This window comes from Acidovorax sp. GW460-11-11-14-LB4, from assembly GCF_059423685.1.
In genome coordinates this window covers 1-22,979 of record NZ_JBWKYJ010000075.1, presented here as the reverse complement: position 1 = coordinate 22,979, position 22,979 = coordinate 1, and the positions used below count along the sequence as shown (strand labels likewise).

At 60.1% G+C, this 22,979-nt stretch carries 25 protein-coding genes and 2 pseudogenes; 10 read left to right on the top strand and 17 right to left on the bottom strand.

Annotated features, from left to right (window positions below):
* Positions 1-110: 110 nt before the first annotated feature.
* A complete protein-coding gene (locus tag AC07X4_RS20405; RefSeq protein ID WP_494741109.1) occupies positions 111-1,409 on the bottom strand; it encodes a Y-family DNA polymerase in 1,299 nt (432 codons plus the stop codon).
* 20 nt (positions 1,410-1,429) lie between these two features.
* Complete coding sequence (locus AC07X4_RS20400; protein ID WP_494741108.1) at positions 1,430-1,876, bottom strand: LexA family protein; 447 nt, start codon at positions 1,874-1,876, stop codon at positions 1,430-1,432.
* 36 nt (positions 1,877-1,912) lie between these two features.
* On the opposite strand from AC07X4_RS20400, the gene AC07X4_RS20395 reads away from it, so the two are divergent.
* The 5 genes from AC07X4_RS20395 (at position 1,913) to AC07X4_RS20375 (ending at position 5,325) form a co-directional block, all read left to right on the top strand.
* Positions 1,913-2,611 (top strand): SOS response-associated peptidase, encoded by a 699-nt coding sequence (locus tag AC07X4_RS20395; protein WP_494741107.1) that lies wholly within the window; start codon positions 1,913-1,915, stop codon positions 2,609-2,611.
* Between the two features lie 188 nt (positions 2,612-2,799).
* Positions 2,800-3,249 carry an HNH endonuclease gene (locus AC07X4_RS20390; protein ID WP_494741106.1) on the top strand — a complete coding sequence of 150 codons (450 nt, stop codon included), beginning with the start codon at positions 2,800-2,802 and terminating at the stop codon, positions 3,247-3,249.
* Positions 3,250-3,538: 289 nt separating this feature from the next.
* On the top strand, positions 3,539-4,342 hold the full coding sequence (locus AC07X4_RS20385; RefSeq protein WP_494741105.1) for a DNA/RNA non-specific endonuclease: 804 nt from the start codon (positions 3,539-3,541) through the stop codon (positions 4,340-4,342).
* Positions 4,343-4,412: 70 nt separating this feature from the next.
* Entirely contained in the window at positions 4,413-4,724 is a 312-nt protein-coding gene (locus AC07X4_RS20380; protein WP_056057356.1) for an HU family DNA-binding protein, read from the top strand.
* A gap of 148 nt (positions 4,725-4,872) precedes the next feature.
* Positions 4,873-5,325, top strand: coding sequence for a helix-turn-helix domain-containing protein (locus tag AC07X4_RS20375; protein WP_494741104.1), 453 nt, complete (start codon positions 4,873-4,875; stop codon positions 5,323-5,325).
* A 35-nt stretch (positions 5,326-5,360) separates the two neighbouring features.
* Here the strand turns inward: AC07X4_RS20375 and AC07X4_RS20370 are convergent, their stop codons facing one another.
* The 3 genes from AC07X4_RS20370 to AC07X4_RS20360 form a co-directional block, all read right to left on the bottom strand.
* A complete protein-coding gene (locus tag AC07X4_RS20370; protein WP_494741103.1) occupies positions 5,361-6,554 on the bottom strand; it encodes a hypothetical protein in 1,194 nt (397 codons plus the stop codon).
* Between the two features lie 565 nt (positions 6,555-7,119).
* Positions 7,120-7,884, bottom strand: a complete 765-nt coding sequence (locus AC07X4_RS20365) for a hypothetical protein (protein ID WP_494741102.1) — start codon at positions 7,882-7,884, stop codon at positions 7,120-7,122.
* A complete protein-coding gene (locus AC07X4_RS20360) occupies positions 7,881-10,958 on the bottom strand; it encodes an HsdM family class I SAM-dependent methyltransferase (RefSeq protein ID WP_494741101.1) in 3,078 nt (1,025 codons plus the stop codon). The genes AC07X4_RS20365 and AC07X4_RS20360 overlap by 4 nt, the downstream gene beginning before the upstream one ends.
* Positions 10,959-11,119: 161 nt before the next feature.
* Between AC07X4_RS20360 and AC07X4_RS20355 the strand changes: the two genes are divergently transcribed.
* Positions 11,120-11,275, top strand: coding sequence for a hypothetical protein (locus AC07X4_RS20355; RefSeq protein ID WP_494741100.1), 156 nt, complete (start codon positions 11,120-11,122; stop codon positions 11,273-11,275).
* 748 nt (positions 11,276-12,023) lie between these two features.
* Here the strand turns inward: AC07X4_RS20355 and AC07X4_RS20350 are convergent.
* The 7 genes and pseudogenes from AC07X4_RS20350 to AC07X4_RS20320 all read right to left on the bottom strand — a co-directional run bounded on the left by AC07X4_RS20350 (position 12,024) and on the right by AC07X4_RS20320 (position 15,344).
* On the bottom strand, positions 12,024-12,491 hold the full coding sequence (locus AC07X4_RS20350; protein ID WP_444825623.1) for a hypothetical protein: 468 nt from the start codon (positions 12,489-12,491) through the stop codon (positions 12,024-12,026).
* Positions 12,492-12,512: 21 nt separating this feature from the next.
* Entirely contained in the window at positions 12,513-12,800 is a 288-nt protein-coding gene (locus AC07X4_RS20345) for a hypothetical protein (RefSeq protein WP_494741099.1), read from the bottom strand.
* Between the two features lie 31 nt (positions 12,801-12,831).
* Positions 12,832-13,407 (bottom strand): HAD domain-containing protein, encoded by a 576-nt coding sequence (locus tag AC07X4_RS20340; protein WP_444825621.1) that lies wholly within the window; start codon positions 13,405-13,407, stop codon positions 12,832-12,834.
* Positions 13,408-13,496: 89 nt separating this feature from the next.
* A complete protein-coding gene (locus AC07X4_RS20335) occupies positions 13,497-13,676 on the bottom strand; it encodes an antitoxin Xre/MbcA/ParS toxin-binding domain-containing protein (protein ID WP_494741111.1) in 180 nt (59 codons plus the stop codon).
* Between the two features lie 159 nt (positions 13,677-13,835).
* Positions 13,836-14,336, bottom strand: a complete 501-nt coding sequence (locus AC07X4_RS20330; RefSeq protein ID WP_494741112.1) for a helix-turn-helix transcriptional regulator — start codon at positions 14,334-14,336, stop codon at positions 13,836-13,838.
* Between the two features lie 9 nt (positions 14,337-14,345).
* A pseudogene (locus AC07X4_RS20325) lies at positions 14,346-14,405 on the bottom strand (hypothetical protein); the annotation flags it as partial.
* Between the two features lie 486 nt (positions 14,406-14,891).
* Entirely contained in the window at positions 14,892-15,344 is a 453-nt protein-coding gene (locus AC07X4_RS20320; RefSeq protein ID WP_494741098.1) for an HAD domain-containing protein, read from the bottom strand.
* Between the two features lie 113 nt (positions 15,345-15,457).
* Here AC07X4_RS20320 and AC07X4_RS20315 point away from each other — a divergent pair, with 113 nt between their 5' ends.
* Positions 15,458-15,793 carry a helix-turn-helix domain-containing protein gene (locus tag AC07X4_RS20315; protein WP_494741097.1) on the top strand — a complete coding sequence of 112 codons (336 nt, stop codon included), beginning with the start codon at positions 15,458-15,460 and terminating at the stop codon, positions 15,791-15,793.
* On the opposite strand, the gene AC07X4_RS20310 is transcribed toward AC07X4_RS20315, so the two are convergent.
* Positions 15,790-16,191, bottom strand: a complete 402-nt coding sequence (locus AC07X4_RS20310; RefSeq protein WP_494741096.1) for a hypothetical protein — start codon at positions 16,189-16,191, stop codon at positions 15,790-15,792. The genes AC07X4_RS20315 and AC07X4_RS20310 overlap by 4 nt on opposite strands.
* Before the next feature lie 308 nt (positions 16,192-16,499).
* On the opposite strand from AC07X4_RS20310, the gene AC07X4_RS20305 reads away from it, so the two are divergent.
* Positions 16,500-16,817, top strand: coding sequence for a helix-turn-helix domain-containing protein (locus tag AC07X4_RS20305; RefSeq protein ID WP_494741110.1), 318 nt, complete (start codon positions 16,500-16,502; stop codon positions 16,815-16,817).
* A 359-nt stretch (positions 16,818-17,176) separates the two neighbouring features.
* On the opposite strand, the pseudogene AC07X4_RS20300 reads toward AC07X4_RS20305, so the two are convergent.
* The 3 genes and pseudogenes from AC07X4_RS20300 to AC07X4_RS20290 all read right to left on the bottom strand — a co-directional run.
* Positions 17,177-17,956 (bottom strand): annotated as a pseudogene (locus tag AC07X4_RS20300) (MFS transporter); the annotation flags it as partial.
* A 220-nt stretch (positions 17,957-18,176) separates the two neighbouring features.
* A complete protein-coding gene (locus AC07X4_RS20295; protein WP_494741095.1) occupies positions 18,177-18,821 on the bottom strand; it encodes an NADPH-dependent F420 reductase in 645 nt (214 codons plus the stop codon).
* Between the two features lie 84 nt (positions 18,822-18,905).
* Positions 18,906-19,742 (bottom strand): pirin family protein, encoded by an 837-nt coding sequence (locus AC07X4_RS20290; protein WP_494741094.1) that lies wholly within the window; start codon positions 19,740-19,742, stop codon positions 18,906-18,908.
* Positions 19,743-19,858: 116 nt separating this feature from the next.
* Between AC07X4_RS20290 and AC07X4_RS20285 the strand changes: the two genes are divergently transcribed.
* Both AC07X4_RS20285 and AC07X4_RS20280 read left to right on the top strand, forming a co-directional pair.
* A complete protein-coding gene (locus AC07X4_RS20285) occupies positions 19,859-20,779 on the top strand; it encodes a LysR family transcriptional regulator (RefSeq protein WP_494741093.1) in 921 nt (306 codons plus the stop codon).
* Between the two features lie 147 nt (positions 20,780-20,926).
* Complete coding sequence (locus tag AC07X4_RS20280) at positions 20,927-22,336, top strand: DUF2130 domain-containing protein (protein ID WP_494741092.1); 1,410 nt, start codon at positions 20,927-20,929, stop codon at positions 22,334-22,336.
* Between the two features lie 66 nt (positions 22,337-22,402).
* On the opposite strand, the gene AC07X4_RS20275 is transcribed toward AC07X4_RS20280, so the two are convergent.
* On the bottom strand, positions 22,403-22,979 hold a 577-nt coding region (locus AC07X4_RS20275; protein ID WP_494741091.1), incomplete at its 5' end, for a flavin reductase family protein.

Sequence of the window (22,979 nt, the reverse complement as noted above, 5' to 3'; positions counted from 1 at the left end):
CGCAGCCCTCTTGCGAGGGCGGCGACGCCGCGCTGCCGGACCAACTGTGCATAACTGCGTGCTGTGCATAACGCTGCAGAGCCGACTCGAGCGCGGGAGCTCCCTCACGCTTAGGCCCGTGCCACAGGCACATCCTCCCACCGCGTCGTGTACTGCGGCGTGCGCCTCTCCTGCTTCATCCCCCAGTCCTTGCCCCGGTTGGTGCCCCCTGTGGCGCCTGAATGCACGGTGCCCTTGCCATAGCGCTGGTTGAGCGCATCCAGTGCCACCATCAGCTGGGTGCGGTCCCGGTGGTCTTCATCCTCCAGATCCAGCTCACCCTGCAGCACGTTGCCCGGCATCAGGTCCAGCAGCATTACCCCAGCCTTGGCCATCTTGTAGCCAGGCTCATACATCCGGCGCATGCCCGCTGTGGCCGCCCACACCAGCTTGCCGGTGTCGGCCGTAGGCCGGCGCAGGGGCACCACCACTGACTTATTGAAGCGCGGGCCGGGGCGGAAGGGCGAGGTGTGGCAGAACACCAGCAACTGGCTGGCCAGACTGCCTTGTTTGCGTAGCTTCTCGGCCGCTCGGCTGGCGAACTCGCTCACGGCCTCCACCAACGGGGGCAGCTCGGTCACTGCCTGGCCGAATGACCGGGTGCAGGCAATTTCTTTCTTCGGTGCCGGTGCATCGTCCAGGTCGATGCACTGCATGCCTTGCAACTCGCGCACGGTGCGCTCCAGCACCACGCTCCAGCGCCTGCGCACCATGGTCGGGTCTAGCCGGGCCAGGTCCAGGACCGTATGCACACCACATTGATGCAGCTGCGCGCTGATCTTGCGGCCCACGCCCCAGACTTCTTCCACCAGCGTGCTGGCCAACACCTCGTCCAAGTCCTGGGCAGGCAGGGCGGTCAGGTTGCACACCTGGGCCAGCTCGGCGGGGTAGCTGCCTGGTTTGCGCTCTGCCGTCTTGGCAATGTGGTTGGCCAGCTTCGCCAACGTCTTGGTGTGGCCAATCCCGATGCCGCAGGGGATGCCCACCCACTGGTGGATGCGGTCGCGGATGGCCTGGCTGCGCTTGGTCAGGTCGCCCCGCACTCCTTGCAAGCCGATGAACGACTCATCGATGCTGTAAATCTCCTGCGAGGGGCCCAGGCCCGCCGCCAGGCTCATCATCCGGTTGCTCATGTCGCCGTACAGGGTGAAGTTGGCACTCAAGGCCACCAAGCCATGGGTCTCTTCCATGTGCCGTATCTGGAACCACGGCGCCCCCATCTTGATACCCAGGGCCTTGGCCTCATTGCTGCGGGCGATGGCACAGCCATCGTTATTGCTCAACACCACCACCGGGCGGCCGTTCAGGCTGGGGCGGAACACCCGCTCGCAGCTCACGTAAAAGTTGTTGCCATCCACCAGCGCATACATGCTGGCCTCCGTCCATCAGATCAGGTGAGAAACAACTTCACGCACCCACTCACCACGCCCCACACCTCAATGGTCTGGTTTTCTCGGGGAATGATGTCGGGATAGGTAGGGTTGGCCGCCCGCAGCTTGATGCGGCCGGCGCGCTGGTGCAGATACTTCACGGTGCATTCGCCGTCCACAATGGCCACGACAATGCTGTTGTGCTTGGGCTTGATCGCCCGGTCCACCGCGATGATGCTTCCATCCTCAATGCCAGCGTCGCGCATTGAGTCGCCTCGCACCCGCCAGAAGTAGGTGGCCTGGGGGTGCTTGACCAGCAGCTGCATGATGTCCAGCCGCTCCACCACAAAGTCATCGGCAGGCGATGGAAACCCCGCGCGCACGCTCACCCCGCACAGGGGCAAGGCCAGCGACTGCGCCGCCGTGTCGTACGGCACCGGTAGCGGGGAATTCCAAAGACTGTACATATTTACAGTATAGCTCCCTGCTGCCAGAATGATGCCATGTGTACCTACTACGAGGTCCCGGGCCGTGAGCAGCTGGTGCTGCACTTCGGTGACGTTCCCGAGGAAGAGTGGCGCGACAAGATGAGCCCGCTGTACCGTGGGCCGTTCCTGCGGGCCAAGAGGGAAGCCGGGCGCGAGCTGGTGGTAGGGCAGTGGGGCATGATCCCGCCAAACTCCAAGACACACATCCCTACAGGCAAGGAGGGCAAGCGCCTGAGCACCTTCAACGCCCGGCGCGAGGGCATGGCCAAGTCATGGACCTACGGCGGCCCCTGGCGCAAGGGGCAGCGCTGCATCATCCCGGCGCAGCTGTATGTCGAACCCTACTGGGGCACAGGCAAGCACATCCCGTGGCAGTTCGAGCGGGCCGACGGCGAGCCCTGGGGCTTGGCGGGCCTGTGGAGCGAGTGGACCGACCCGGCCACGGGTGAGGTGCTGCCCAGCTACACCATGATCACGCAGAACTGCGACGACGTGCCGGTGCTGAACTTGATGCACAGGGCTGACCCCAAGCGCGCGCCCGACATGCAGGACAAGCGTACGGTGGTGCCGCTGGAAAAGGGGGATTGGGATACTTGGCTGCGAGGCACTATCGAGCAGGCAGAGGCGCTGATCAAAGTGCCGCCACTGGAGCTGTTTGTGCACAGGGCGAATGATCCGGCGCAGCAAGTCGAGTTACCTGTTGAGTCAGCATGACGCATGCGTGCAACAGCCGGTACTTGCGCCGACTGGACGCAGCGATATAAATTATTAGTTGTCCGGGCTAACGCGAACCCGGCCGCGTCCGGGTGACTTGGCGCATAGCCGAGTGGTGCGATGCCCCGGCGCCCGACCTGTCCGGCTATCGGCAACGGGAGTAGCTTCAACACTACCCCTGCTGCCAAATGAACAAGATAGCCAAACTCCGTATCCAGTCCGCGCTCATCCAACAATGCCGTTGTTTCTACTGCGGTTTGGCAATGATCGAACCTGCGTTGCCTGAGTTCACGCCCAAAGAACTCAAGCCTAAATTCCAAAAGTACCTTCGTTGCACGGCTGAGCATCTAACTGCTCGCCAGGATCAAGGGCGCGATTCCGCACAAAACATCGTTGCTGCATGTTGGTGGTGCAACACTCGGCGACACAAAGGGCGTGAGGAGAATGCGCCAAATCCACAGAAATATCGGCAACGGGTGCAAAGCTTGATGACAAAGGGCCGCTGGCACCCAGTTAGCGCGATAGCTGTCGCTTTCCGAGCCAACGCCTACGGAGTAGGCGAGCCTTCAAAACCAAGGGCAAGCGTGACTTCAGCAAAACTGACGAACCTGCAGGCGTTCCCGCAAGGCGGCTTGTGAATGCCTGCGTTTCTGGCTGACCAACTGCTTGAGTTGGATTAAAGCAGTTGCGGGACTTCCATGGCGGTGGCACTTCGCGCGGTGCGGGTGCTGCTGCCATGGGGAGTGTTAATTGAATCGCAGGGGCGGGCAGGCAGATCGGGCTCCCTTTGGGGAGCCCTTTCTGTTTGTGGACCCCATCTCTGCAAGCAGCTGTAAAACCCTGCGAGATCCGAGCATTCGGGCCAGAAGCGAGAGGTGATTGGTGCTCCAATCGGGCTCCGTTTTGTTCGACCCGATTGCTCCTTCTGTGAATCGTTTTTTCTCTTGTCCAGGCCGTGTGCGCCTGGCTGCTGTGCTGGCCCTGGCTCTCGTCGGCGTTGCTATCCCGAATCTCTCCTGGGCACGTTCCCCGCAGTTCGACAGTGCGGCGCTGCTCACGCCCGAACCCACCTCCTTTGCGCAATGCCCGCAGTTCTTTGCGAATGGCACACCACCGGCCATCACGCCCCGCCCGCAGTTGCGCGAGCTTTGCTATGAAGCGTTTGCGGTGTTGCACTCTGGCACCACCAAGACACCGGTGTTCGTGGCCCAGCGCCTGAACCGCAGGCTCATCGAGGATGCCGATGAGAAGCGGGCCAAGCGCTTCTATGCAGATGCTCGACTCCCGAGTGGCGAGCGAGCGGAGCTGGAGGACTACAAGAACTCTGGCTACTCCCGAGGGCACATGGCGCCTGCAGGAGATATGTCGACGCCTACGGCCATGGCCCAGAGCTTCAGCTTGGCGAACATGGTTCCCCAAAACGCTCAGCACAACGGTGGCGCCTGGAACAAGATCGAGCAGGACACGCGGCACTATGTGAAGCGGGCTAAGGGCGATGTGTTTGTGATCACGGGGCCAGTGTTCACGGATGCGGGGCCACGTATTGGAGCCAACTGGGTCAAGGTGCCGACCTATCTGTACAAGCTGGTCTATGACGCCACGACCAACAAGGCCTGGGCGCACTGGCAGGAGAACCGCGAGGGGGAGACCGTGGGGCGACCTATCAGCTACCAGGAGCTGGTGAAACGCACGGGCGTGGAGTTTTTGCCAAGAAGTGCACTGCAACATTGAGTCGCAGCAAGGGCCGTGTCAGCGGCGGCGGTATAAATCGATCCTTTCCAACCTCTACACGTGAGCATCCATGAACCGCGCAGAACTCGTTGAAATCCTGGCTTCCAAGAATGATCTGTCCAAGACCGCCGCCAACGCGGTGCTGGAAACGCTGATCGACACCATCCAGACCGCCGTCAAGAAAGGCGATGCCGTGCAGCTGGTGGGCTTTGGCACCTTCAAGTCCGCCAAGCGTGCAGCACGCACGGGCAAGAACCCATCCACCGGTGCAGCACTGAAGATTCCTGCGAGCACGGTGCCGAAGTTTGTGGCGGGTGCGAAGTTCAAGGCGGTGGTAGATCCCAAGGCTGCCAAGCGCAAGGCGGACAAGGCTGGGAAGTAAGTACCGCTCGTTCGACCTCCACCGGAACAAACCGCCATGGGCTTAGGCCTTTGGCGGTTTTGTTTTTGGGGGGCGAAGACGGAGTGCCATACGTCGGTGCGTATGGCCCCTAAGCACGCGATAAGCCGCGAAAGTTACCATCGAGACTATGAATACATTTTCAAATGCCTTTCGCGCTGAAGTTGTTCGCATGGCGCGCAAGGAGCTCAAACCTGAACTTCAGGGCATGCGCAAGGCGATCACCGGCCACCGTTCGGAGATCGCGGCACTGAAGCGTGAGGTCAAGGCGCTGAGCTCCCAGCTCAAAGCCACTCAACGGCAGGTCAAAGTAACGGATGCGCCCCAAGCCAAGGCCGTGGCAGAAGATGTCGCGCCCAAGAAGTCAAAGCAGATCCCGTTCGATGCTCAGGTGTTGATCGACAAACGCGCAGCACTCGGTATTACGCAGAAGCAGATGGCTCAGCTGCTGGGTGCTTCTTCGATATCTGTCTACAAGTGGGAGACAGGCCATGTTCATCCCCGGGCCGCACAGTTGGAGCGCATTGCTGAAGTGCTCAAACTTGGCAAGCGCAAGGCGCTGGCATTGCTCGATCCACAGTAAGCAGTGAGCGGTGAGCTGGGCTGCCCCCCAAGCACTCAGCGGCGACGGTACGGCTCTCCCGGTGACGAGTCATTGCGTTCGTCCGCCAGTTCGAACAGGCACTGCATGTAGGGCTGGACTTCGCTCCATCGGGCGCGATCTTCATAGAAGCGCGACAGATTGCGCGTGGCCTCCACAGCATCAGGCCACCTGTCTGCAGCGCTTACGCGCGTCATGGCTTCCCGGCTGTCCTGTTCGTCGTGCAGGCCTCCGTCCTGCGCGCCATAGGTATGGAATTCTACGATCCGTCTGGGCTGAGTAAGGTCAGTGCCCTGACACATTCTGCTTGGCTGTGAGCTCTCCCGCGAGGCATGGGCTCCGGCGAACGAGTCCTGGACTGTGTGGAGCACCGAGCCGAATGCCACGTGGTGCAAGTACGGAAGCAGCTTGTCTTGCCGCCCGAGGATGTAGAGGTCCGAGACCCGCCACTGTGTGCATCCGAAGTGCTCCTTCAGTGTGGCGTTGTCGATGTGTCGAAGAAAGGTGTCGGGCTTGATTTCGCGCGAGGACACCTTCCAGGCGAACTCCAGCCAGTCCAGCACCTTGGCACGGGTGGCGCCAGGGTGTACTCCTTCCTCACTCGCCATGGCATGCAGGAACTGCAAGTCGCCGAAGTGCGAGCGGGTCATCACATTGCCGTGCAGACTACCTTTGGTCTTAATGCACCCACTGATCGGTTGGGTCTGCGCTTTCTTCTCTGCATCCTTGAAGAGACAGTACCAACACAGCGGCTGTGTCGAGAACCGGATGGTCTGGGACACGTTGCAGGACTTGCCGAGGTAGGTGCAGTTGCCCTCGTCGGGTGAAAGTTTGAATGGGGGTAGATCGTTCCAACGCACGCCGTAGATGACGTAGGGCGTAGCAAAGGGCAAATCCCGAGAACTGCAGCTGACGTCTTGGGCCAGCGTGCTTGGCTCTATCGGACAGCCCATCCCAATCTGGGTGATTTCTTCGTGGACGCGGCCTTTGATCAGAACGCCCAGTCTGCCAGCCACCGTCGCCAGAGAGTTTTCTGTTTCGTTGGTCATCTTGGATTCGAAGGCAGAGCCCATGGGGGCTATCTGGAAGGCCATGGCTGCGCTGGAAAGAGCCAGAGCGATCGCAACCGTCGCAAACTGACGCGCAACAGAGCGCACTGAAAGCAATGACTCGTGAAGATGAACTGATGTCTTGTCGATTGCGGCGTGCATATCCCCTCCTACGACCGCACTCTAGATGGAGGACAGTTTTAGGCAACTAAAAATTGTGCACGGTGACTTTGTGATCCCAGGGTACATCAGGAGTCCTGACTGCTTCAGGCTGGGTGCTGTCGCTCGGCGTTGCGGCTCTGACCATCAGCTGTTTCCGAAACCCGACATTGAACCTCTTGGAACGCATCTGCCCGCTTCACGTCGCGAGTTAACCCTCATCACCGCGTGCGGCAGCGAAGGCCCCGACTGAGGCGTGCGAACACTTACTTGAAGTGGACCTGAGTGCCGCGGCGGCGCGGTCCAAATGTCGCTGCGTTAGCGGTGGCAAGCCACCGCCCTTTGGGGGTGTCGGCTGCGTCGCCGATGTGCCCAAGGTAGGCCGGCGCGCACGTCTAAATGCGTGGCGGAGGCTGGCTCGGCTCGGGCAGTTCTCCGACGCAATTAGAGCTATCAGCGCGGCACTTAGGGGAACCGACGCGACCCGCGACGCCGGCGCATCTGGTGCAACTTCCGACGCGAGCCACCAGCCAACAACACTAAGCAATCACATGAACGCGAAACGCGTTCAGCGGACTTTCCCGTTTGGCGCGCTCGCTCGGCGCCTCTTTGGCCCAGGGAGTGCTGGGGTGGGGGGAGCGTTCAAGCCCCCCGGGGGCGCATGACACGCCATCAAAACGTGTAAGAGCTTGATCGCCATCGCTGGAGCCGGCCGCTGATGCAGCGTGTCAAACTTCGCGTAAGGCGACGCCCAGTTAGAGGGCGAGACCACAACGTTTCCGCTGATGTCTTTGACGCAGCTGAGCCGCGTGCTGTATTCACCGCCTCCGCCAGTTGAGATGTATTGACCCAGCGCGCTCGCTTCACCGTCGAGGTCATTCGGGCAAAAGCCGCACATTACGCCGAATTCATGTCCGTCGGCGTACTTCCCCTCAAGGAAGCGATTCATCCCATCGAAGCAGTAGCGCCATCTGCTGTTGGGAGTGCCATCAAGCTTCTTGAACTCCATCACGAGATGCGGTGTTCCCGGCGCGCCGAGAATCACTCTGATATCGGCACGTGCGACTCGCAGCGTGCTGCCGTCAGGCCGCCTGCGGATCTCCCACGTCTCGGGCTGGAAGTCGCAATCCATTGCGTGACGCTGGCGGCGTGCGCTGTCTTCCAGCGCCTCGCACAAGTTGTCAGTCAGTTCGGTCTCGTCGTGATCGAACGTCACGGCAGATGCGTGCATCCCCTGAAGCTCCCCCCAAGTGTCGAAGACGTATTGCATGACGTCGCCGATCCGGGGACCGGGGAAGACATTGAACCAGATCGGCGACAGCGTCGAATTCATTTGTTGCGCTGTGCTGCCCATGCCGCGGAATGAACTGTCTGGACAATGTGGTCTGCATCGGCCAACGCAGATCGCTCGAGCCAAAACCGGCGGCGCATCGGTTTCACGAAGAAGAACGCATCTCCCGCGACCACCATGACGTTTGGAATCTTGAACAGATCTTCCGCATCGGAGCTGTCCGCCTGTATTTGATGACTCGCTTGCAGTTCACGAAGCAAATGGTGAAATGCGGAGTCTGAAGACGACACGCTAACCCGATCCTCACTCTTCGCGCTCAGCTTAACTTGCACCGCGCCGAAAAATCCGTCCTTATTTTCAACGACCGCCGTGACCTCCAGCGCGCCCGCGCCGCCGTTGCGCGTGCGCCATCGCGAAAGCTCCGCCGCCAGAGCATTTGCGTAGAGCTTCACCTCGTCGCTAGATGGTCGATGGAGCAGCGGGGTTGCAAGACGCAGGTAGTCAGGCGGCTGAATTGACTTTGCGACCACATCGACAGTTCCCTGCACCAGCAGTCGCTCAGCTTCACTTAGCTCAAAGTAGTCATAGACCTGGTCGTAGAGCTTCGCGGTCTGAGCTGCATACTTTGCGGCAGTCGTCGCTTTCTGAATTTCTCCCATAAGCCTTGTGGCTTCAGAAACAACTCTTTCGGCTACCGAGCGATTTGGGTGCTGCTCTGGCGAGCAAAAAGGAAATGTTTCGATGTCATCCAGGGCTACCCTGGGGCGCTCACCAATGACCGAATAGCTCGTCATAACCATGAGGTATGAAGCCAAGGGTGATCTAAGGTATGCCGCCAGAAGCTTCAGCAGTGCCCCGTCGCTCGCCGAACCGCCAATAGCGCCAACGGAGGACGTAAAGGCAAATGGCTCGTCCGAAAACGATGCCTTAATCTGAAGGCCTTCTGTCAACCCGTCCGGAAAGAGGACTCGAGGCCCCGTATACAGCACAGCATTGCGCCCGCCTGGGCTGGCGACAATTGGATAGTGGTCTCGCACGCGCAAGAAGTTCGTTCCAGCAGCGATGAAGGGATCACCTTCAGGTAGTTCATCAGCCGGCAAAAATGCAAGGCTTTCAAGGATGCCAAGCTTCCGATCCTTGTTGCTGTTGTTAGGCGCGTGGAAGCCCTTGCCCGATAGCCATGGCTTTGAGCGAGACTCCATAGTCTTGGCAACTGTGCCGAATCGATGCAGCCGCTTTAAGAGATCCAGGTCGCGACGCTCGCCCCAATAGGAGGAAATTAGCAGGTGAGGCCGCTCGTAGATTTCGCGCGCGCGCAAGAGCTTACGATCCACGGCGTGAAGCGCTAGCCGGCCAAGAGCGAGGCTGACGTCAGCTTTGGGTGTCCAGTATTCAACCGTCTCACGCCCGAGTGAGATAGTCTCTTCGGACAAAGATCTAGGCTGCGCGAAAACGACTGCGCATGGATGTTTTGCTGCTGGGAAGAGCAGCCGACGAACATCACCAAAGTTGATAATGCGATCGATGTGCGCCTCTTCCAGCCAGCGTTGTCGAAATTCGCAGGACTGACTTGTTGCGCCTATGACTAGGTTGAGCGGGAGAATCAGTGCCACAACGCCAGTTGAGTGCACGCATTGCATCGCCCTAAAGACAAAGCCAGCGGCTATTTGCCTTCTTCCGATCGGGTAGGCAGGATCTTGATTTCGGCACCACTCCTCCCACGTCGGCCTCTCATCGTCGTCAGATTCCCGCCAGGGTGGATTGCACAAGAACACGTCGAAACGACGCTTACCGGCAAACGGATTCGAAGAGGAGAAGAAGTCGCCGTATTTGGTGCCCTTCTGGATATTGAGACCCTTGCCTATAAGCTTCGGCAACTTGATCTTTTCGTCCGACTGCAGCCGCGAGATTTCCGAAGGTTCTAGTCCTTCAAGCAACGACAGATACAAGCTAAATGCCGTTATCCAGCAAGCCGTTTCGTCAAGGTCATTGCCGAAGATCGACTTTTGCATCAGTGCCACGCGCTCAGCAAATCCGAGGCGTTGACCGCTGGTCGCTTCAATGTGTCGCAGCATTCGGCGGAAGGCTGTCGTGAGCAGGATGCCCGAACCACACGCGCCGTCGTAGACCGAACAATTCGAGAGATTGGCCACGCGCTGAAACGCTTGCTCTGTGACCAAGTTTGCAAGGTGTCGCGGCGTGTAGTACGCGCCGAGCTTGCCCTGCCGATCTTTGAGCAGAGTCTCATAGATGCCCGAGATCAGCTCTACCGGAATATGACTGAAGTCATACCTCCAAAACGATCCTTGACCCGTCTCGATATCCACGGCGTCAAGGAACTGTTCAATCGCAAGGAACGCTGCTGGAGGCAAATCCGCCCAGGTAGGAGCTCCCCCGTCGCGTGAGCTGAGGAAGTCTCCGTTGAAGTCATTGCTCAGCCGCTTTAGAAGACGGTCAACACCAGAGCCATCACGTCGGACGACGTAGCTTTCCAAGACATCGAGGCCATGTCGCTCTCGATATGCGTGGCCAACGACTCCTCGTTGCTCCAAGTAGCACAGGAAAATGACCTGTGCCATTAGCGCCTCGGCTTGACTGTTGGAAAGGCCTCGCTTGGTCAGAAGCTTGACCACTTCACGCAGGTTGGCCAACAGTCGGCGGTCTACACGTTCGTCTGGGACAAACCAATCCGAGAGTCGATCTTTGATGAAGCCAGATTGAACCTCGTAGGCCGACCATCTACCGCGTTCACTCGCAGCCATTTTCGGCAGCAAGTCCGGCTCAGCCGTCCGATCATTAACTGCATATGCAGTGACCTGATCAGAGTCCAAGACCAGTACTACCGACGCGAGGCTTTGATTCCACACTCGTTGTCGAATTTGCTCCAAACGCTGCTCTGGATTGCCGGCGATCGTATGCGCCTCAACAAAACATACGGTCGGTTGCTCCTCAACGCAGAACACGGCCGACGCTCTGATGCTTCCATTTGGAGCCAGCATCTCCTCAATTTCTGAGGCATAGGGTCGCGTGCCAGCGTTCTGCCCAACCCTTAACAGCCCTTCAGGAAAATCTGTGTATGCAAGCCTTTTGAGCCAATTCTCGAGCGCGTAGGTCATAGCGCGCGCGTGGCCGGAAAAAGGGTCCGCTGAATAGGGAAAGGCGTCATCTCAAACTCAGCGGATAGTACGTTCAGGTGAGAGTCCAGACAGAGGACGATCGCGTCGTCATAGAAAGCGCGTGCATACGCCGCGTCGTCTAGCTCGAAGTCTCCGTTTGCATGAATAATCAAAACCTGCCCAGCAAGGGAGTGGAAAGGCCGTTTAGACAAGAACGCAGAGAGCTGCGCAAAAAGGTCTTGGTGGGCTTGCAGTTCGACATGAAAGACGCCTTTCAAGCTAACTGCAAGTCGAAGCACCAATACCGTTTGCCATGAATAGCGTGCGCGCGTCCCGGGACCGCTAGGCAGCAAGTCGGGCAGTATGAGGCACCGACGATTTGTCCACTCTCTGAGCTGACTGGATGTCAGCCCGGTGAGTCGCTGCACTTCCTTTGCTGTGATATGCCTTGGTGCGGCCAAGACGCAAGCTCCCTTTTGAAAGTGGGCATCATACCCGCTTGGATGTAGCTCGGCCACTGCCCGGCGGGATGAGAGCTTCATGTCACAGGGCCAAGCGAGTTTTGAACACCTCGCACAGCTAACCTTCGAACATTGCGTGATGATCAGAGCCAGCGGCATCTTGAGGGCGGTCAGCGTGAGTTCGGCCACAGGACGGGAAGGACTGCAACCGCTGCGTAGCAGTCGCACGACTGTCCGTGCGCGTAGATAAATGAGAACGCCGACGACATCAAAGGCATTGTCAAGGTGCCCAAGCTTCGACGGTTGTATGCTGAAGAACGCGCCCTGATGATTGCCGCTCCTGTCGAGAACCACTGATTTGGCGAGCTGGCGCTCAGGAGGAGCAGCGGAGCTCCAGCTCAATCTTCTCAGGCCGTTGCCGGACTGTTTTGGTCACCAGGATCGTCACATCGTGGCCGAGCATCGAAACAGGAGTAGCCGTATCCCTATCTTCACCGTGCCCGCAGGGGCGCCTGATTGCTAACACGGAAAAGAAGCTGCGGGGCTAGAAGCTAGAAGTCACGGATTTACTGAAGATCTGCGAGTTTCATGGGGCGTGGAGGGGTCAATAGCCCTCAGCACCCGCCACTTCAATTACACGGACCAGATGACCCTGCTCTATCGCCTGCCGCGGTGTCCTTCCGCCCAAAGCGCCCGAAGGCGTCTCCAAGAAGGCAAGCAGAGCCCAGCCCTCAGTGGTTCCCAAGGCTTTTGAAAGCTTGGGCACTGCATCCCATAGGGCAGGTTCAAACTGCCAACTGGGCAACTTGAAAGCATGCCGAGTTTGGGTCAATCCGATAGCCCGCCCTTTAGCGATCCACGCATTGATTGTCACTGGGGTGGTACCGACCAGATCCGCAGCCATGTCTGTGCTGAGCATGTCATTGGCTTCCAAGCGAGCCGTCCGGGCGGCCAGGCTGCCAGCCAGAAAGGCCTTTGTCTGAGCAGCAGACGCGTAGGGCGACGGATGTTCAACTGCGCTTGGTGCGTTGTTTGTGCGGTGGCGAGTCGTTGACGTTGAGTGTGTTTTCATGGGGACTCAATCAATGGCGCCCTACGGCGCGTTGCGGCCGCTAACCTTGCTACTGAAATACGAAGTGCGGGGCAAGTTCAATGCAAAAGCCTGCTTGAGCATGGCCATCGGACGTGAGAACAAGGCGAATACCTCGCCGATATGGCGAGCTGGCGCTTCGAGAACCAACGGGCCGATATCCAAATCCATGAAGCCGGTACCGGCTGTCCGACGGCTGAGCACATTGGCCAAGATCGAGAGTGCGTGGCGACGCTTCACGATGCCATCGACAGATTGCAAGACCGCGAGGATGTCGGAGTGGCGTCGCATCATCGGTTGGTTGTTTTCAGAAACTACGGGGTTAGGCGGGCAACCCCGCATGGCAGCTGCGCAGTTTTTCCTTCAACTCGTGTTGAACTACAGGGTTGGACAAGCCGGTAGTTCCTTCGCACGCGACCAAATTTTCCCGACAGGAGTCAGGCCAACCTTCCAAATCGTCATCGAGAGCAATCCACTGCCGGGGCTTTCGGCGTTGCGCGTCTTCTTGAACTTGCACACCCCGGGGGGTGGCGCGAAACATGGACAGGTTCCAGGGGTCCACGCCATGGACACGCTTGTGGTACGTCCCACCAATGAACCGGGCACGCAAAGCGGCCGGAAGGCGTTTGAGGGTAGCGCTGTATCCGGGGCGGATGCACCAAGTGCTACTCAGCACAAGAGCGACTGCCGGGTATGGTTCAAGCACAGACTCCAAGATAGGCACCCATTCGAAAAGAGTGTGTCCTGCCGCCTCATACGGGCTCATGTAGATACCCTTCCTGGGATGCCAGAGCACTTTTTCATGGTGAACAACACCATCGAGATCTAGGTACAGAGCGACGTCCGCGCTACGGGGAACTGACGCAGGGAGATACGGGGAGCTCTGGCTTGAGGGCATAGCCTTGGCATTCTGCAGGGTGTGAATCGGCCGACGGGGATGGCGAGAGATTCAGATCGAATAACGGCTAGCCAACTCCCTGCCTTTGCTTACGAGTACGCACCAGATTGGGCTCGCGAGAGCAAGCTCCTCACTACCTCCAGGCCATCGGGCTCATTGAGCACATCGATAGGTCTCCGATTTCCCAATGCTGGGACCACACCAGTAAGCCAACGGTCCAGCCACGCTCTTGCTTCAAAACCGGCTATTTCTCCTGACTCTGCGAGCATGTCCTGTACGAGCACGGTGAGAGTTGCGATGTCGTCTTCAAGGGCCATGGCTTGCTCCGTGGAAGTGGCTGGGTATGAGCTCGAAACACTGATAGTGCAATCCTTGGGATTGAACGTCAAATATTGGCCTCTGCCAGAGGCTTGTCCGAACGACACTTGTCATTTACGAGCCCTACCGGCGATTTCAATAACGACGCCTTCCTTCAGTTCTCGGACTTCTTGGAGGATGCGTTTTCGGACCTCTGGCGGCAGAACAGCGGTCATCGGGGACGCTTGCCTCAGTTCCTGCGCTCGGTGGGTTCTCCCCAGTGCCTTACGCCACTTGCGATGCTCCAGGATGTCTTTCCACTCAACCCACAGGCTGGCCGAGCGCTGGTCCCCAGCATCCAACCACTTTTGAAGAACTGCCTGGGCCTGCTGGATCAACGCAGGCTCAGCGCGAACGCGTCGCACTGCTTCTTCGTGCAGGGCGAGACTTTGCAGATCCTGGATCCGGTGGCGAGAGGTATCTGCGGAAACCACGATGCGAGCCAACAGCGCCTCACTGCTTGCCCCAGCAGCCGCAGTGTTTGAAGTGACTGATCGCATGGCGTCATCCGCCAATAACGCCAAGTCGCCCAGGATGCCCAAAGCGGATATGACTTTCAAGTAGGTGCCCATGGACGACGTGGGATCTCCCGCTTCGACGGCACTGAGCGTCCTGCGCGAGACTCCCACGCGACTCGCCATCTCCACCGTGCTCAGTCCTTGAGATTTTCTGAGACGCCGAAGTCTGTCACCCAAATGGAGCAACAAGTGGAGCTGCAGAACTGAGGAATCGCTGTAGGCATTCATCTATTCAGCATTCTGGACAAATGAATCGATGTCGGCCAAAGCGTTGAGCACTCTGTGTACGTCCACGATGCCAAACATCAGGGCCAATTTGATCGGCCTCTTTTGGCGTACCCGTGGAAACCGGCCGATCCCGCTCGTAACTTGCAATCCCAGGTCATCAAATTCTTTTGAGCACTTCTCACGAAAGTCGAAAAGTGACTCTATCGTGCACTCATCAAACCCGTCGCCCCCGGGGGCATGCTTTCGCAGAGGTCGCACCGGGGGCTTGCTTCTATCCAAAATCATACGGTACCCGTGGCAAGCATATGGCTTCCTAGCGAGCGCAGCAAATATCTAAAGCGACTTTCTCATGCGTCGTGTTTACGGTGGAATGACGACTCCTTAGAGGGTTTTACGCAATCTAGCGATCAATTGCGCCCCAAGCTCTGGATTGAGTCCCGTACTGCCATCAACCAAGAACAATGAAGGGCAGAACGGCCTATAGAGCCAGAATCGGTCGTCAACGGCCAGCCACGGCAGATGAGGCACATTGTGGGACCAACGCCATGCATGACACTCCGCTTCGCGCTCATAGCCGACAAGAGTAGCAGGCACATCCTTCAGGTCTGCAAACCGTGGCGTGACCCCAGCGATCCTGGCCGCCACATCAATAGAGAACCGTTTCCGAAGTTGCTCGAGCGAATTCTGCAGCCGCCATGTACTGGTGACAACCAGTTCAATATCGGGGGCTTGCCGCACTGCCTGCTCAAACACTTCCAAGCAGCAAAAGTGTTTGGACTCGTGGCAGTGCTCTGGATGTAAGACGCCATCGAAATCCAGAAAGAGTAGAGACATGACCTGGATTCCAGGAGCGAATTCAAAAGAAAACAAAATTCCCCGAGATGTAACAAAGCAATGAGACTAATTGGTCGTGGTCTTCTTGGTCGCATTCGGCGGAAATCGGGCGAATGGTCTCCCGAAAGAATGCTCGTCCCGAAGCCGACATTGGTCGCGCACTGCAGCAGTTGCGTGCGGCACGCGGCGTGACGCAGGAAGACATGCTCTTCGCGACCAGTCGACGACACATCAGCCGCATTGAGCAGGGCCACCAGGTGCCGGGTATCCGTACCATCGAAGGATTGGCGGAGCATCTGCACATTCATCCTTTGACGCTTATCGCTGCGGCGTACTGCCAAGACATTGACACTGCATCGGTCAACGAACTCCTCAAGATCGTCAAGACCGACTTTCGAGCCTTGGCGTCAGGACAGGCGGTACGCAGTGATCTGAAAGATTCCGACTAGTTCTGAATCAGCAAGCCCAGACCCTGCATCAACCCTGCCCCTGTAGTGCCGTCACGGCGTTGGAGCATCCGGTTCACGATCTCCCTGTCCACGGTGACGTTGAGAAGGGTAATGGCCTCATGCAGGGTCCCCATCTCGACATCAAGTCCCTGGCCGGAGCGCTTTGCGCCAGCTTTGGAAAGCAACAGCAAACTGATTGGCAACGCAGCACTTCCTGGCCCTCGCGTCGCATCCCACCCCTGCCCAGTCAATAGGTCCCGAAGCTGATCAGAGACCAACAAAAGGTGGTGGTCATCCAGAGATTCCGGCAGGACCGCTTGCCATCCACGCGCGTTGATGAGGCTCGCCAACTCTGGCTCTCCGAACTTTCCCAGGGTCGCTTTTTCTACACGAAGCATGATTTTTGGTTCAAGTAATATGAGACTATTTGGTCCCATTCAGGACATTGAGCCCGAAGATAGCGGAGGATTCAGCGCTATTGATGGCTGAACGTCTACCTGCCCCTCAATGGAAAGTCTTCACTTGTCCGAACTTCCCGGCATGGACAACCCCTTAGTTGCCTAAATCTCATTTGCGTCACTTGAAGAATCGACTGGATATCTCCCGCCTGGCCGAACTGGATCGGCAGTTTTGCGAGTTTGCAAAACTGCAACGTGCCTCCACACCCAGGTGTGGTTGGACTAAGACCATTCGACTCGCATTGGGCATGAGTTCCAAGGCGCTCGGAGTGCGTCTGGGCATGACGGCTCAGGGAGTTCGCAATTTGGAGCAAGGTGAGGCAAATGGAACCCTTTCCTTGAACACCCTAACCAGACTCGCCAACGGGTTAGATTGCGAAGTGCACTACGTACTTGTGCCGAGGACAAGCTTAGTGGAACAAGTGTTTAAGCGGTTGGTGGAACTTAACGGCACCCACGTCCCAACAAATCTCACTAACATCAACGAGGTGTTAAGGGACACTGAGGTGCTGACCGCTCTCTCGACGCTATTTGCGCATGTGAACAAACGAGGGCTCTGGCAGTGACAATAAGTGCATATCCGAGAGGGTATGAGAGGGACCCTGCTAACCGTAGTCCCCACACGCCAACACTTGTGACTGCTCGACTTCCAACTATCGAGCCAGATGTGACACGCGCGATGAACAGTTCCGGCGTCCAGCCGGTTACGTCGGACTAGGGAGTCCTGCTCTCAGCCCCTCTCCTCTCTAAATTCGGTTCATCGTGAAAGGGACTGCAGTACCAATCTCATAACGTGTCGGGAAACTTAGAGCAACGCGATCCATTCGACGTTGAGAACACCAGAGTACCCCATGGTTGAAGTATTTGAGCAATTCTTCTTAGGAAAAATTTCAAAAATACCGTTGACACATTCCATAAATCCATGCGGCATCGCCATGGCCACGCAGCACGCAACGCCCGCCACACACAGCAATAGCTGTGCATGCAGCGGGCGCAGGCCGAACGGGCGGCTGCGATCGAGCGGCAATGGCGAGGGCGCTGCACCCGACGCGGCCGGTGCCATCGCTGCCGATGCTGCATCCATCTGCACCATGGGCGCGCGCTGGCGCATGCGCAGTGCCAGCAACAGCATGCCCACCCCACACGCAATGCCCAGCAGCACATAGGTGTGGCGCCAGCCGATCAGCTCAATGCCGTGCTGCACGATGGGCGGCCACAGCGCGCCCGCAATGTAGTTGCCACTGGCGCAGATCGCCACCGCAATGCCCCGCCGCTTGTTCCACCACAGCGCGGTGTCTGCCATCAGCGGCGCAAACGTGGCCGAGCTGCCAATCAGCCCCATCAGCCCGTGCGCCAGCCCAAACCCCCAGATGCTGCCCGACAGCCCCGCCCACACAAACCCGCCACACACGGCCACCGCGCCCACGCACAGCACCGGCATCAGCCCATGCCGGTCGGCCATGCGACCGGTCCAGATTCCGCCCAGTCCCAGGCACACCATCATCAGCGTGTAGGGCAGCGACGCATCGGCGCGGCCCACGCCAAACTCGGCCTGCACGGCGGGCAGCACCACCGACACCACATACATGCTGCTGTTGCCCAGCACCACCAGGCCCAGCGTGGTCAGCAGGCGCCACGCGGCCTGGCGGGAGTCGATGAGGGATGCGGGGGCGGCCGCAGAGGGGGGCGAAGAGGTGTTCGGCATGCGGGGCAATTTACCCCACAGCGCTGCAGGGACTTGCGGGGCGGCGTCATGGCTCGCTGAGTGCAAGGATGCGGCGCATCGATTGGTGTGATTTTTTAGCTGTTCGCACGGGCTGACCGCACACCCCGGTGGTGGAGCAGGGTCTCAGCCACAGCCCCCCGGCAACATGTTTTGATCGAGCTACCCTGGGGTCTGAAAGTGCCAGGGCAGATACCCCTTCTCAAATCTTGATGAACTGCGTGCTCGACAACGCACCAAACGGCAGCTCCGACAAACGCCCGCCCACCGCCAGCGTGCCCAGGTCCACCGGGAAGTAGCCGATGGCGTCCAGCACCTTGCGCACTGCGGCCTTGGCGGCGGCATCGTCGCCTGCATAGAACATGGCGCGCTGGCCGCCGGAGACTTGGGGCTGGGCCAGCAGGTTCACGTCCAGGTGGTTGAATGCCTTGACCACGCGGGCGCCGGGCACGAATTCGCTGAACACTTCGCTGGACGAGCGCCCGCCCAGGTCGATGGCCTTGATGCCGTAGGCCGCCAGCGGGTTGCTGGGGTCTTGGGCATCTGGCGAGTTGGGGTCCAGAAACGCCACGGGGTTGGTGCCGTCGATGACGATGCGACCATTCCACGCAGGCAGGCCACCCAGGGCCTGGCCCAAGTCTTCCCAGCGCACTGCGATGAGCACGATGTCTGCGGCGGCAGCCTCTGCCACGGTGCCCGCCTTGATGGTGGGGCCCAGTTCGGCCACCAGCGGGGCCAATGATTCCGGCCCACGCCGGGTGGAGAGGGTGGCCGAGAGGCCCTTGCTGGCCAATGCGCGTGCCACGTTAGAGCCGAGTGCGCCTGAGCCGATGATGCCGATGTTCATGGTGATTTCCTTGGTCAATGAGTGAAGTGGGTGGAGGGAAAGAGAACGGTGAAAAGTCGAATGTGGAGGGGGGGGTGAAAGGGATTAACCCAGCCGCCCGGCTTGGCGCAGTTGCCCTGCAATGCGCCGGATTTCTGTGGTGCCCTGCCGCAGTGCTGCCTGGCTGGTGTGCACGGAGTAAGTCCCCATGACCAGCTCATGCGGGTGCGGCACGGCAGAGCCCAGCACGAAGCGGGTGGCTTCGGTGGCCACAAAGTCGATGCTTTGGTGGGTGGGCTCAAACGCCACCAGCTCGCCTGCCGCAATGGGTTCGCCCGCCGTCAGTGCGCCGCTGGCCACTGCCGCCCACGCCACGGTGTGGCCGGGGGGCGGGGTGTAGGTCCAGCGTTCGCCCTGGGCCAACTGCACGGCCAGATAGGTCATGCCCTCGGGCGCTGCCACGAGGCTGTGCACTGCGCCGTACTCGCCCAGCAGCACCCGCACCGGGCCCACCTGAGGCACCAGTTCGGGGGCGAGGTACTGGCTGTGGGCGGGGGCGTTTTCCAGCGCGGCGGGCAGGGCCACCCACAGCTGAAAGCCCCGGCCCGGTGTGTCGCCCACGGGGGCGCCGGTGTGCCACACGCCGTTGCCAGCACGCATCCATTCGACGCCACCCGCAGGCAGCAGGCCGGCTTGGCCGGTGCTGTCTTCGTAGCGCACATCGCCTTGCGACAAGAACGTGACGGTGGCGATGCCCGAGTGGGGGTGCATGCCAAAGCCCTGTTGCGCTGCACCGGGCTGAAAGTGCACCTGATCCAAAAAGATGAAGGGCTTGAGCACCTGGCCCAGGTCCCCGGGGCTCATGAGGCGGGTGATGGGGCCGTGCGTGGTGCCGCGGGTGCGGTGGGCGATGGCGCGTGGGGCGGTGGCGGGTGCAGACATACAGAGAACCTTGGAGGTGTTGAACTGATGCCTGTAGCTTAAAAATTCATCGATTGATTGACTAGATAGCGCAATATGATTGCACTCGTCCACTAATCGAATGAATGAGCGTGACCATGCTGGATCTGAACGACGTGGCCATCTTTGTGCAGGTGGTGCGCTGCGGCAGCTTTGCCGAGGCATCGCGCCGCCTGGGCGTGCCGCCCAACACCCTGAGCCGCCGGGTGCAGCAGCTGGAAGCGCAGCTGGGCACCCGGCTGATGCAGCGCTCGACCCGCCACCTCACGCTCACCAGCGCGGGACAGGTGTTTCTGGAGCGTTGCAGCGGCGCGGTAGAGGGGCTGATGGATGCGGGCGAGGAGCTGCTGGCGGTGAACCAGGAGCCCAGCGGCCTGGTGCGGGTGGCGGCCCCGGCTGATTTTTTTGATTTCTTTGCGATGGAGTGGCTGACCGAGTTCCTGGTCGCGCACCCCAAGGTGCGGGTGGACTTTGTGCTGAGCGACGGCCGCGCCGACCTGATTGCAGACCGGATTGATGTGGCGTTTCGCGGCGGCATTCTGGAGGACTCGGGCCTGTTCGCCCGCAAGGTGCTGGACGCGGGCAGCGACGGCCTGGTGGCCAGCCCGGCCTACATTGCCCGCCGGGGTGTTCCGGCCACGCTGCAAGACCTGGTGGACCACGACTGCCTGGCGTTCAGCCACCCCAGCGGCAAGGCCACCTGGCGCGTGACGGGGCCGGATGGCGCACCGGCCGAGGTGCAGGTGACTGGCCGCTTCAGTGGCAATACGGCACAGGCCTTGCGCAAGGCCGCGCTGGCGGGCTTGGGCATTGCGCTGCTGCCCTCCACGCTGACGCAACGCGATCTGCGCGCTGGCCTGCTGGTGCCCATACTTCTTGGATACCACCGGCAGGGGCATGGCGTGCACATGGTCTACCCCAGCAGGCGCTACCTGCCCTTGGCGGTGTCGGCGTTCATTGAGCTGGTCATCAGCAAGATGGGTGCGATGCAGGAGCTGCCACCCCAGGGCGATGGCTGATGACTGACGCGGTATGAATCCACGGGTGCCGTTCACGCTGGGTCTGTCAGCGCACTGCACGAGGCTTCGCAAGACTCCGTCTGCTCACACTGCTGACCGCTATGCTCCCCACCCAACGAAACACAAACAACCCACACGGTGACCGCCATGCACGACATCATCTGCCCCCACTGCAACAAGGCGTTCAAGATTGACGAGACCGGGTATGCCGACATCCTCAAGCAGGTGCGGGACGCGGATTTCGCCGCGCAGTTGCACGAGCGACTAGAGCTGGCCGAGCAGGACAAGCGCAATGCGGTGGCGCTGGCGCAGGCCCAGGTGTCCAATGAACTGCAGAAGTCGGCGGCGGCCAAAGATGCCGAGATTCAGGCCCTGAAGGCGCAGCTGGGCGCGGGCGCGGTGGAGCGTGACCTGGCGGTGGCGCAGGCCCTGAGCGCGATAGAGAAGCAGCGCGACGCGCTGGCCAATGAGCTGGAGCGTGCGCGGCAGGCGCAGCAGGCGGCGGACCAGTTGGCACAAGCACGGCTGGCGCAGCAGCTGCAGGGCGTGGCCGCCCAAAAGGACGCCGAGATACAGCAGCTCAAATCACAACTGGACGCTGCCGAGGTGGCGCGCAGGCTGGCGGTGACCGAGGCAGTCACGGTGGTGGCGCGGGAGCGCGACGAGCTTCAAAACAACCTGAACCTGGTGGTAGTGAAAAAGCAGCTGGAGGAGGCCGCCATCAAGGAGCAGTACGCCTTGCAGCTGCGCGACCGGGACGGCGAGATTGCGCGGCTGCGGGACATGAAGGCGCGCCTGTCCACCAAGATGGTGGGCGAGACGCTAGAGCAGCACTGCGAGACGGAGTTCAACCGCATCCGCGCCACGGCGTTTCCCCGCGCCTACTTTGAGAAGGACAACGACGCGCGCAGCGGCAGCAAGGGCGACTACATCTTTCGCGACCTGGACGAGGCGGGCAACGAGATCGTCTCGATCATGTTCGAGATGAAGAACGAGAGCGACGAGACGGCCACGAAGAAGCGCAACGAAGACTTCTTGAAAGAGCTGGACAAGGACCGCAACGAAAAGGGCTGCGAGTACGCGGTGCTGGTGTCGCTGCTGGAGCCCGAGAGCGAGCTGTACAACACCGGCATCGTGGACATGTTCTACCGCTATCCCAAGATGTATGTGGTGCGGCCGCAGTTCTTCATCCCCATCATCACGCTGCTGCGCAACGCTGCGATGAAGTCGTTGCAGTACAAGTCGGAGCTGGCGCTGGTGAAGGCGCAGAACCTGGACATCACCAAGTTCGAATCGCAGCTGGAAGAGTTCAAGGGCGCGTTTGGGCGCAACTGGCGCCTGGCATCGGACGGGTTCGAGGAAGCCATCAAGCGCATTGACGAGGCCATCAAGGACCTGGAGAAGACCAAGGAGGCGCTGCACAAGTCGGCCAACAACCTGCGCCTGGCCAACGACAAGGCCGAAGACCTCACGATCAAGAAGCTGACACGCGGCAACCCGACGATGGCGGCCAAATTTGCAGAACTCAAGCAGTTGGGGATTTCGGACGGGGAGTGATACGGGGCGGGCACAACCGGTCTGCGGCTGCCCCGTCGTCATGGGTTGCATGAACGTTGAGCGGCCCTAGCCGCGCACCGACGCCCCCGTCGCATAAAACTGCCCGCCCGCCACATAGTGCAGCGTGCGAAGGTCATCCGGCGCGGTGTCGAACTCCCAGTGCCCGTTGCGGAACACGCGGTCGTCAGCCCAGGCGGCCACCACTTCGCCGATGAACAGGTCATAGGCCTGCTGGTTGTGCGGCTCGGGGATCACGCGGCACAGCAGCCAGGCGGCGCAGCCTTGCACCAGCGGGGGCATGGTCTGCGCGGGCTGGCCGGGGGCTTCAAACAACTCCACGCCGTGGCGCTGCAGCTTGTCGGGCGTGGTCTTGGCGCTGTCGGTGCCCAGCGCCACAGTCAGCGCGGCCAGGGGCACGGTGGGCAGCTGCAGTGCAAAGAAGCCGCTGGCCTCCACCAGCTCGCGCGTGCGCGTGGCCTTGTCGAGCACCACCGTGACCTTGGGCGGCGCAAAGTCCAGTGCGCAGGCCCACGATGCCGCCATGACGTTGTGCTGGCCCGCGTGGGCGGCCGACACCAGCACGACGGGGCCGTGGTTGAGCAGGCGGTAGGCCTTGTCGAGGGGCACCGGGGTGAAGTGGGGG

Bases quoted from the DNA above. Each gene is read 5' to 3' on its own strand.
- AC07X4_RS20405 (WP_494741109.1), bottom strand. From the start codon at position 1,409: ATGTATGCGCTGGTGGATGGCAACAACTTTTACGTGAGCTGCGAGCGG.
- AC07X4_RS20400 (WP_494741108.1), bottom strand. From the start codon at position 1,876: ATGTACAGTCTTTGGAATTCCCCGCTACCGGTGCCGTACGACACGGCG.
- AC07X4_RS20395 (WP_494741107.1), top strand. From the start codon at position 1,913: ATGTGTACCTACTACGAGGTCCCGGGCCGTGAGCAGCTGGTGCTGCAC.
- AC07X4_RS20390 (WP_494741106.1), top strand. From the start codon at position 2,800: ATGAACAAGATAGCCAAACTCCGTATCCAGTCCGCGCTCATCCAACAA.
- AC07X4_RS20380 (WP_056057356.1), top strand. From the start codon at position 4,413: ATGAACCGCGCAGAACTCGTTGAAATCCTGGCTTCCAAGAATGATCTG.
- AC07X4_RS20375 (WP_494741104.1), top strand. From the start codon at position 4,873: ATGAATACATTTTCAAATGCCTTTCGCGCTGAAGTTGTTCGCATGGCG.
- AC07X4_RS20370 (WP_494741103.1), bottom strand. From the start codon at position 6,554: ATGCACGCCGCAATCGACAAGACATCAGTTCATCTTCACGAGTCATTG.
- AC07X4_RS20365 (WP_494741102.1), bottom strand. From the start codon at position 7,884: ATGAATTCGACGCTGTCGCCGATCTGGTTCAATGTCTTCCCCGGTCCC.
- AC07X4_RS20360 (WP_494741101.1), bottom strand. From the start codon at position 10,958: ATGACCTACGCGCTCGAGAATTGGCTCAAAAGGCTTGCATACACAGAT.
- AC07X4_RS20355 (WP_494741100.1), top strand. From the start codon at position 11,120: ATGAATAATCAAAACCTGCCCAGCAAGGGAGTGGAAAGGCCGTTTAGA.
- AC07X4_RS20350 (WP_444825623.1), bottom strand. From the start codon at position 12,491: ATGAAAACACACTCAACGTCAACGACTCGCCACCGCACAAACAACGCA.
- AC07X4_RS20345 (WP_494741099.1), bottom strand. From the start codon at position 12,800: ATGCGACGCCACTCCGACATCCTCGCGGTCTTGCAATCTGTCGATGGC.
- AC07X4_RS20340 (WP_444825621.1), bottom strand. From the start codon at position 13,407: ATGCCCTCAAGCCAGAGCTCCCCGTATCTCCCTGCGTCAGTTCCCCGT.
- AC07X4_RS20335 (WP_494741111.1), bottom strand. From the start codon at position 13,676: ATGCTCGCAGAGTCAGGAGAAATAGCCGGTTTTGAAGCAAGAGCGTGG.
- AC07X4_RS20330 (WP_494741112.1), bottom strand. From the start codon at position 14,336: ATGGGCACCTACTTGAAAGTCATATCCGCTTTGGGCATCCTGGGCGAC.
- AC07X4_RS20320 (WP_494741098.1), bottom strand. From the start codon at position 15,344: ATGTCTCTACTCTTTCTGGATTTCGATGGCGTCTTACATCCAGAGCAC.
- AC07X4_RS20315 (WP_494741097.1), top strand. From the start codon at position 15,458: ATGGTCTCCCGAAAGAATGCTCGTCCCGAAGCCGACATTGGTCGCGCA.
- AC07X4_RS20310 (WP_494741096.1), bottom strand. From the start codon at position 16,191: ATGCTTCGTGTAGAAAAAGCGACCCTGGGAAAGTTCGGAGAGCCAGAG.
- AC07X4_RS20305 (WP_494741110.1), top strand. From the start codon at position 16,500: ATGAGTTCCAAGGCGCTCGGAGTGCGTCTGGGCATGACGGCTCAGGGA.
- AC07X4_RS20295 (WP_494741095.1), bottom strand. From the start codon at position 18,821: ATGAACATCGGCATCATCGGCTCAGGCGCACTCGGCTCTAACGTGGCA.
- AC07X4_RS20290 (WP_494741094.1), bottom strand. From the start codon at position 19,742: ATGTCTGCACCCGCCACCGCCCCACGCGCCATCGCCCACCGCACCCGC.
- AC07X4_RS20285 (WP_494741093.1), top strand. From the start codon at position 19,859: ATGCTGGATCTGAACGACGTGGCCATCTTTGTGCAGGTGGTGCGCTGC.
- AC07X4_RS20280 (WP_494741092.1), top strand. From the start codon at position 20,927: ATGCACGACATCATCTGCCCCCACTGCAACAAGGCGTTCAAGATTGAC.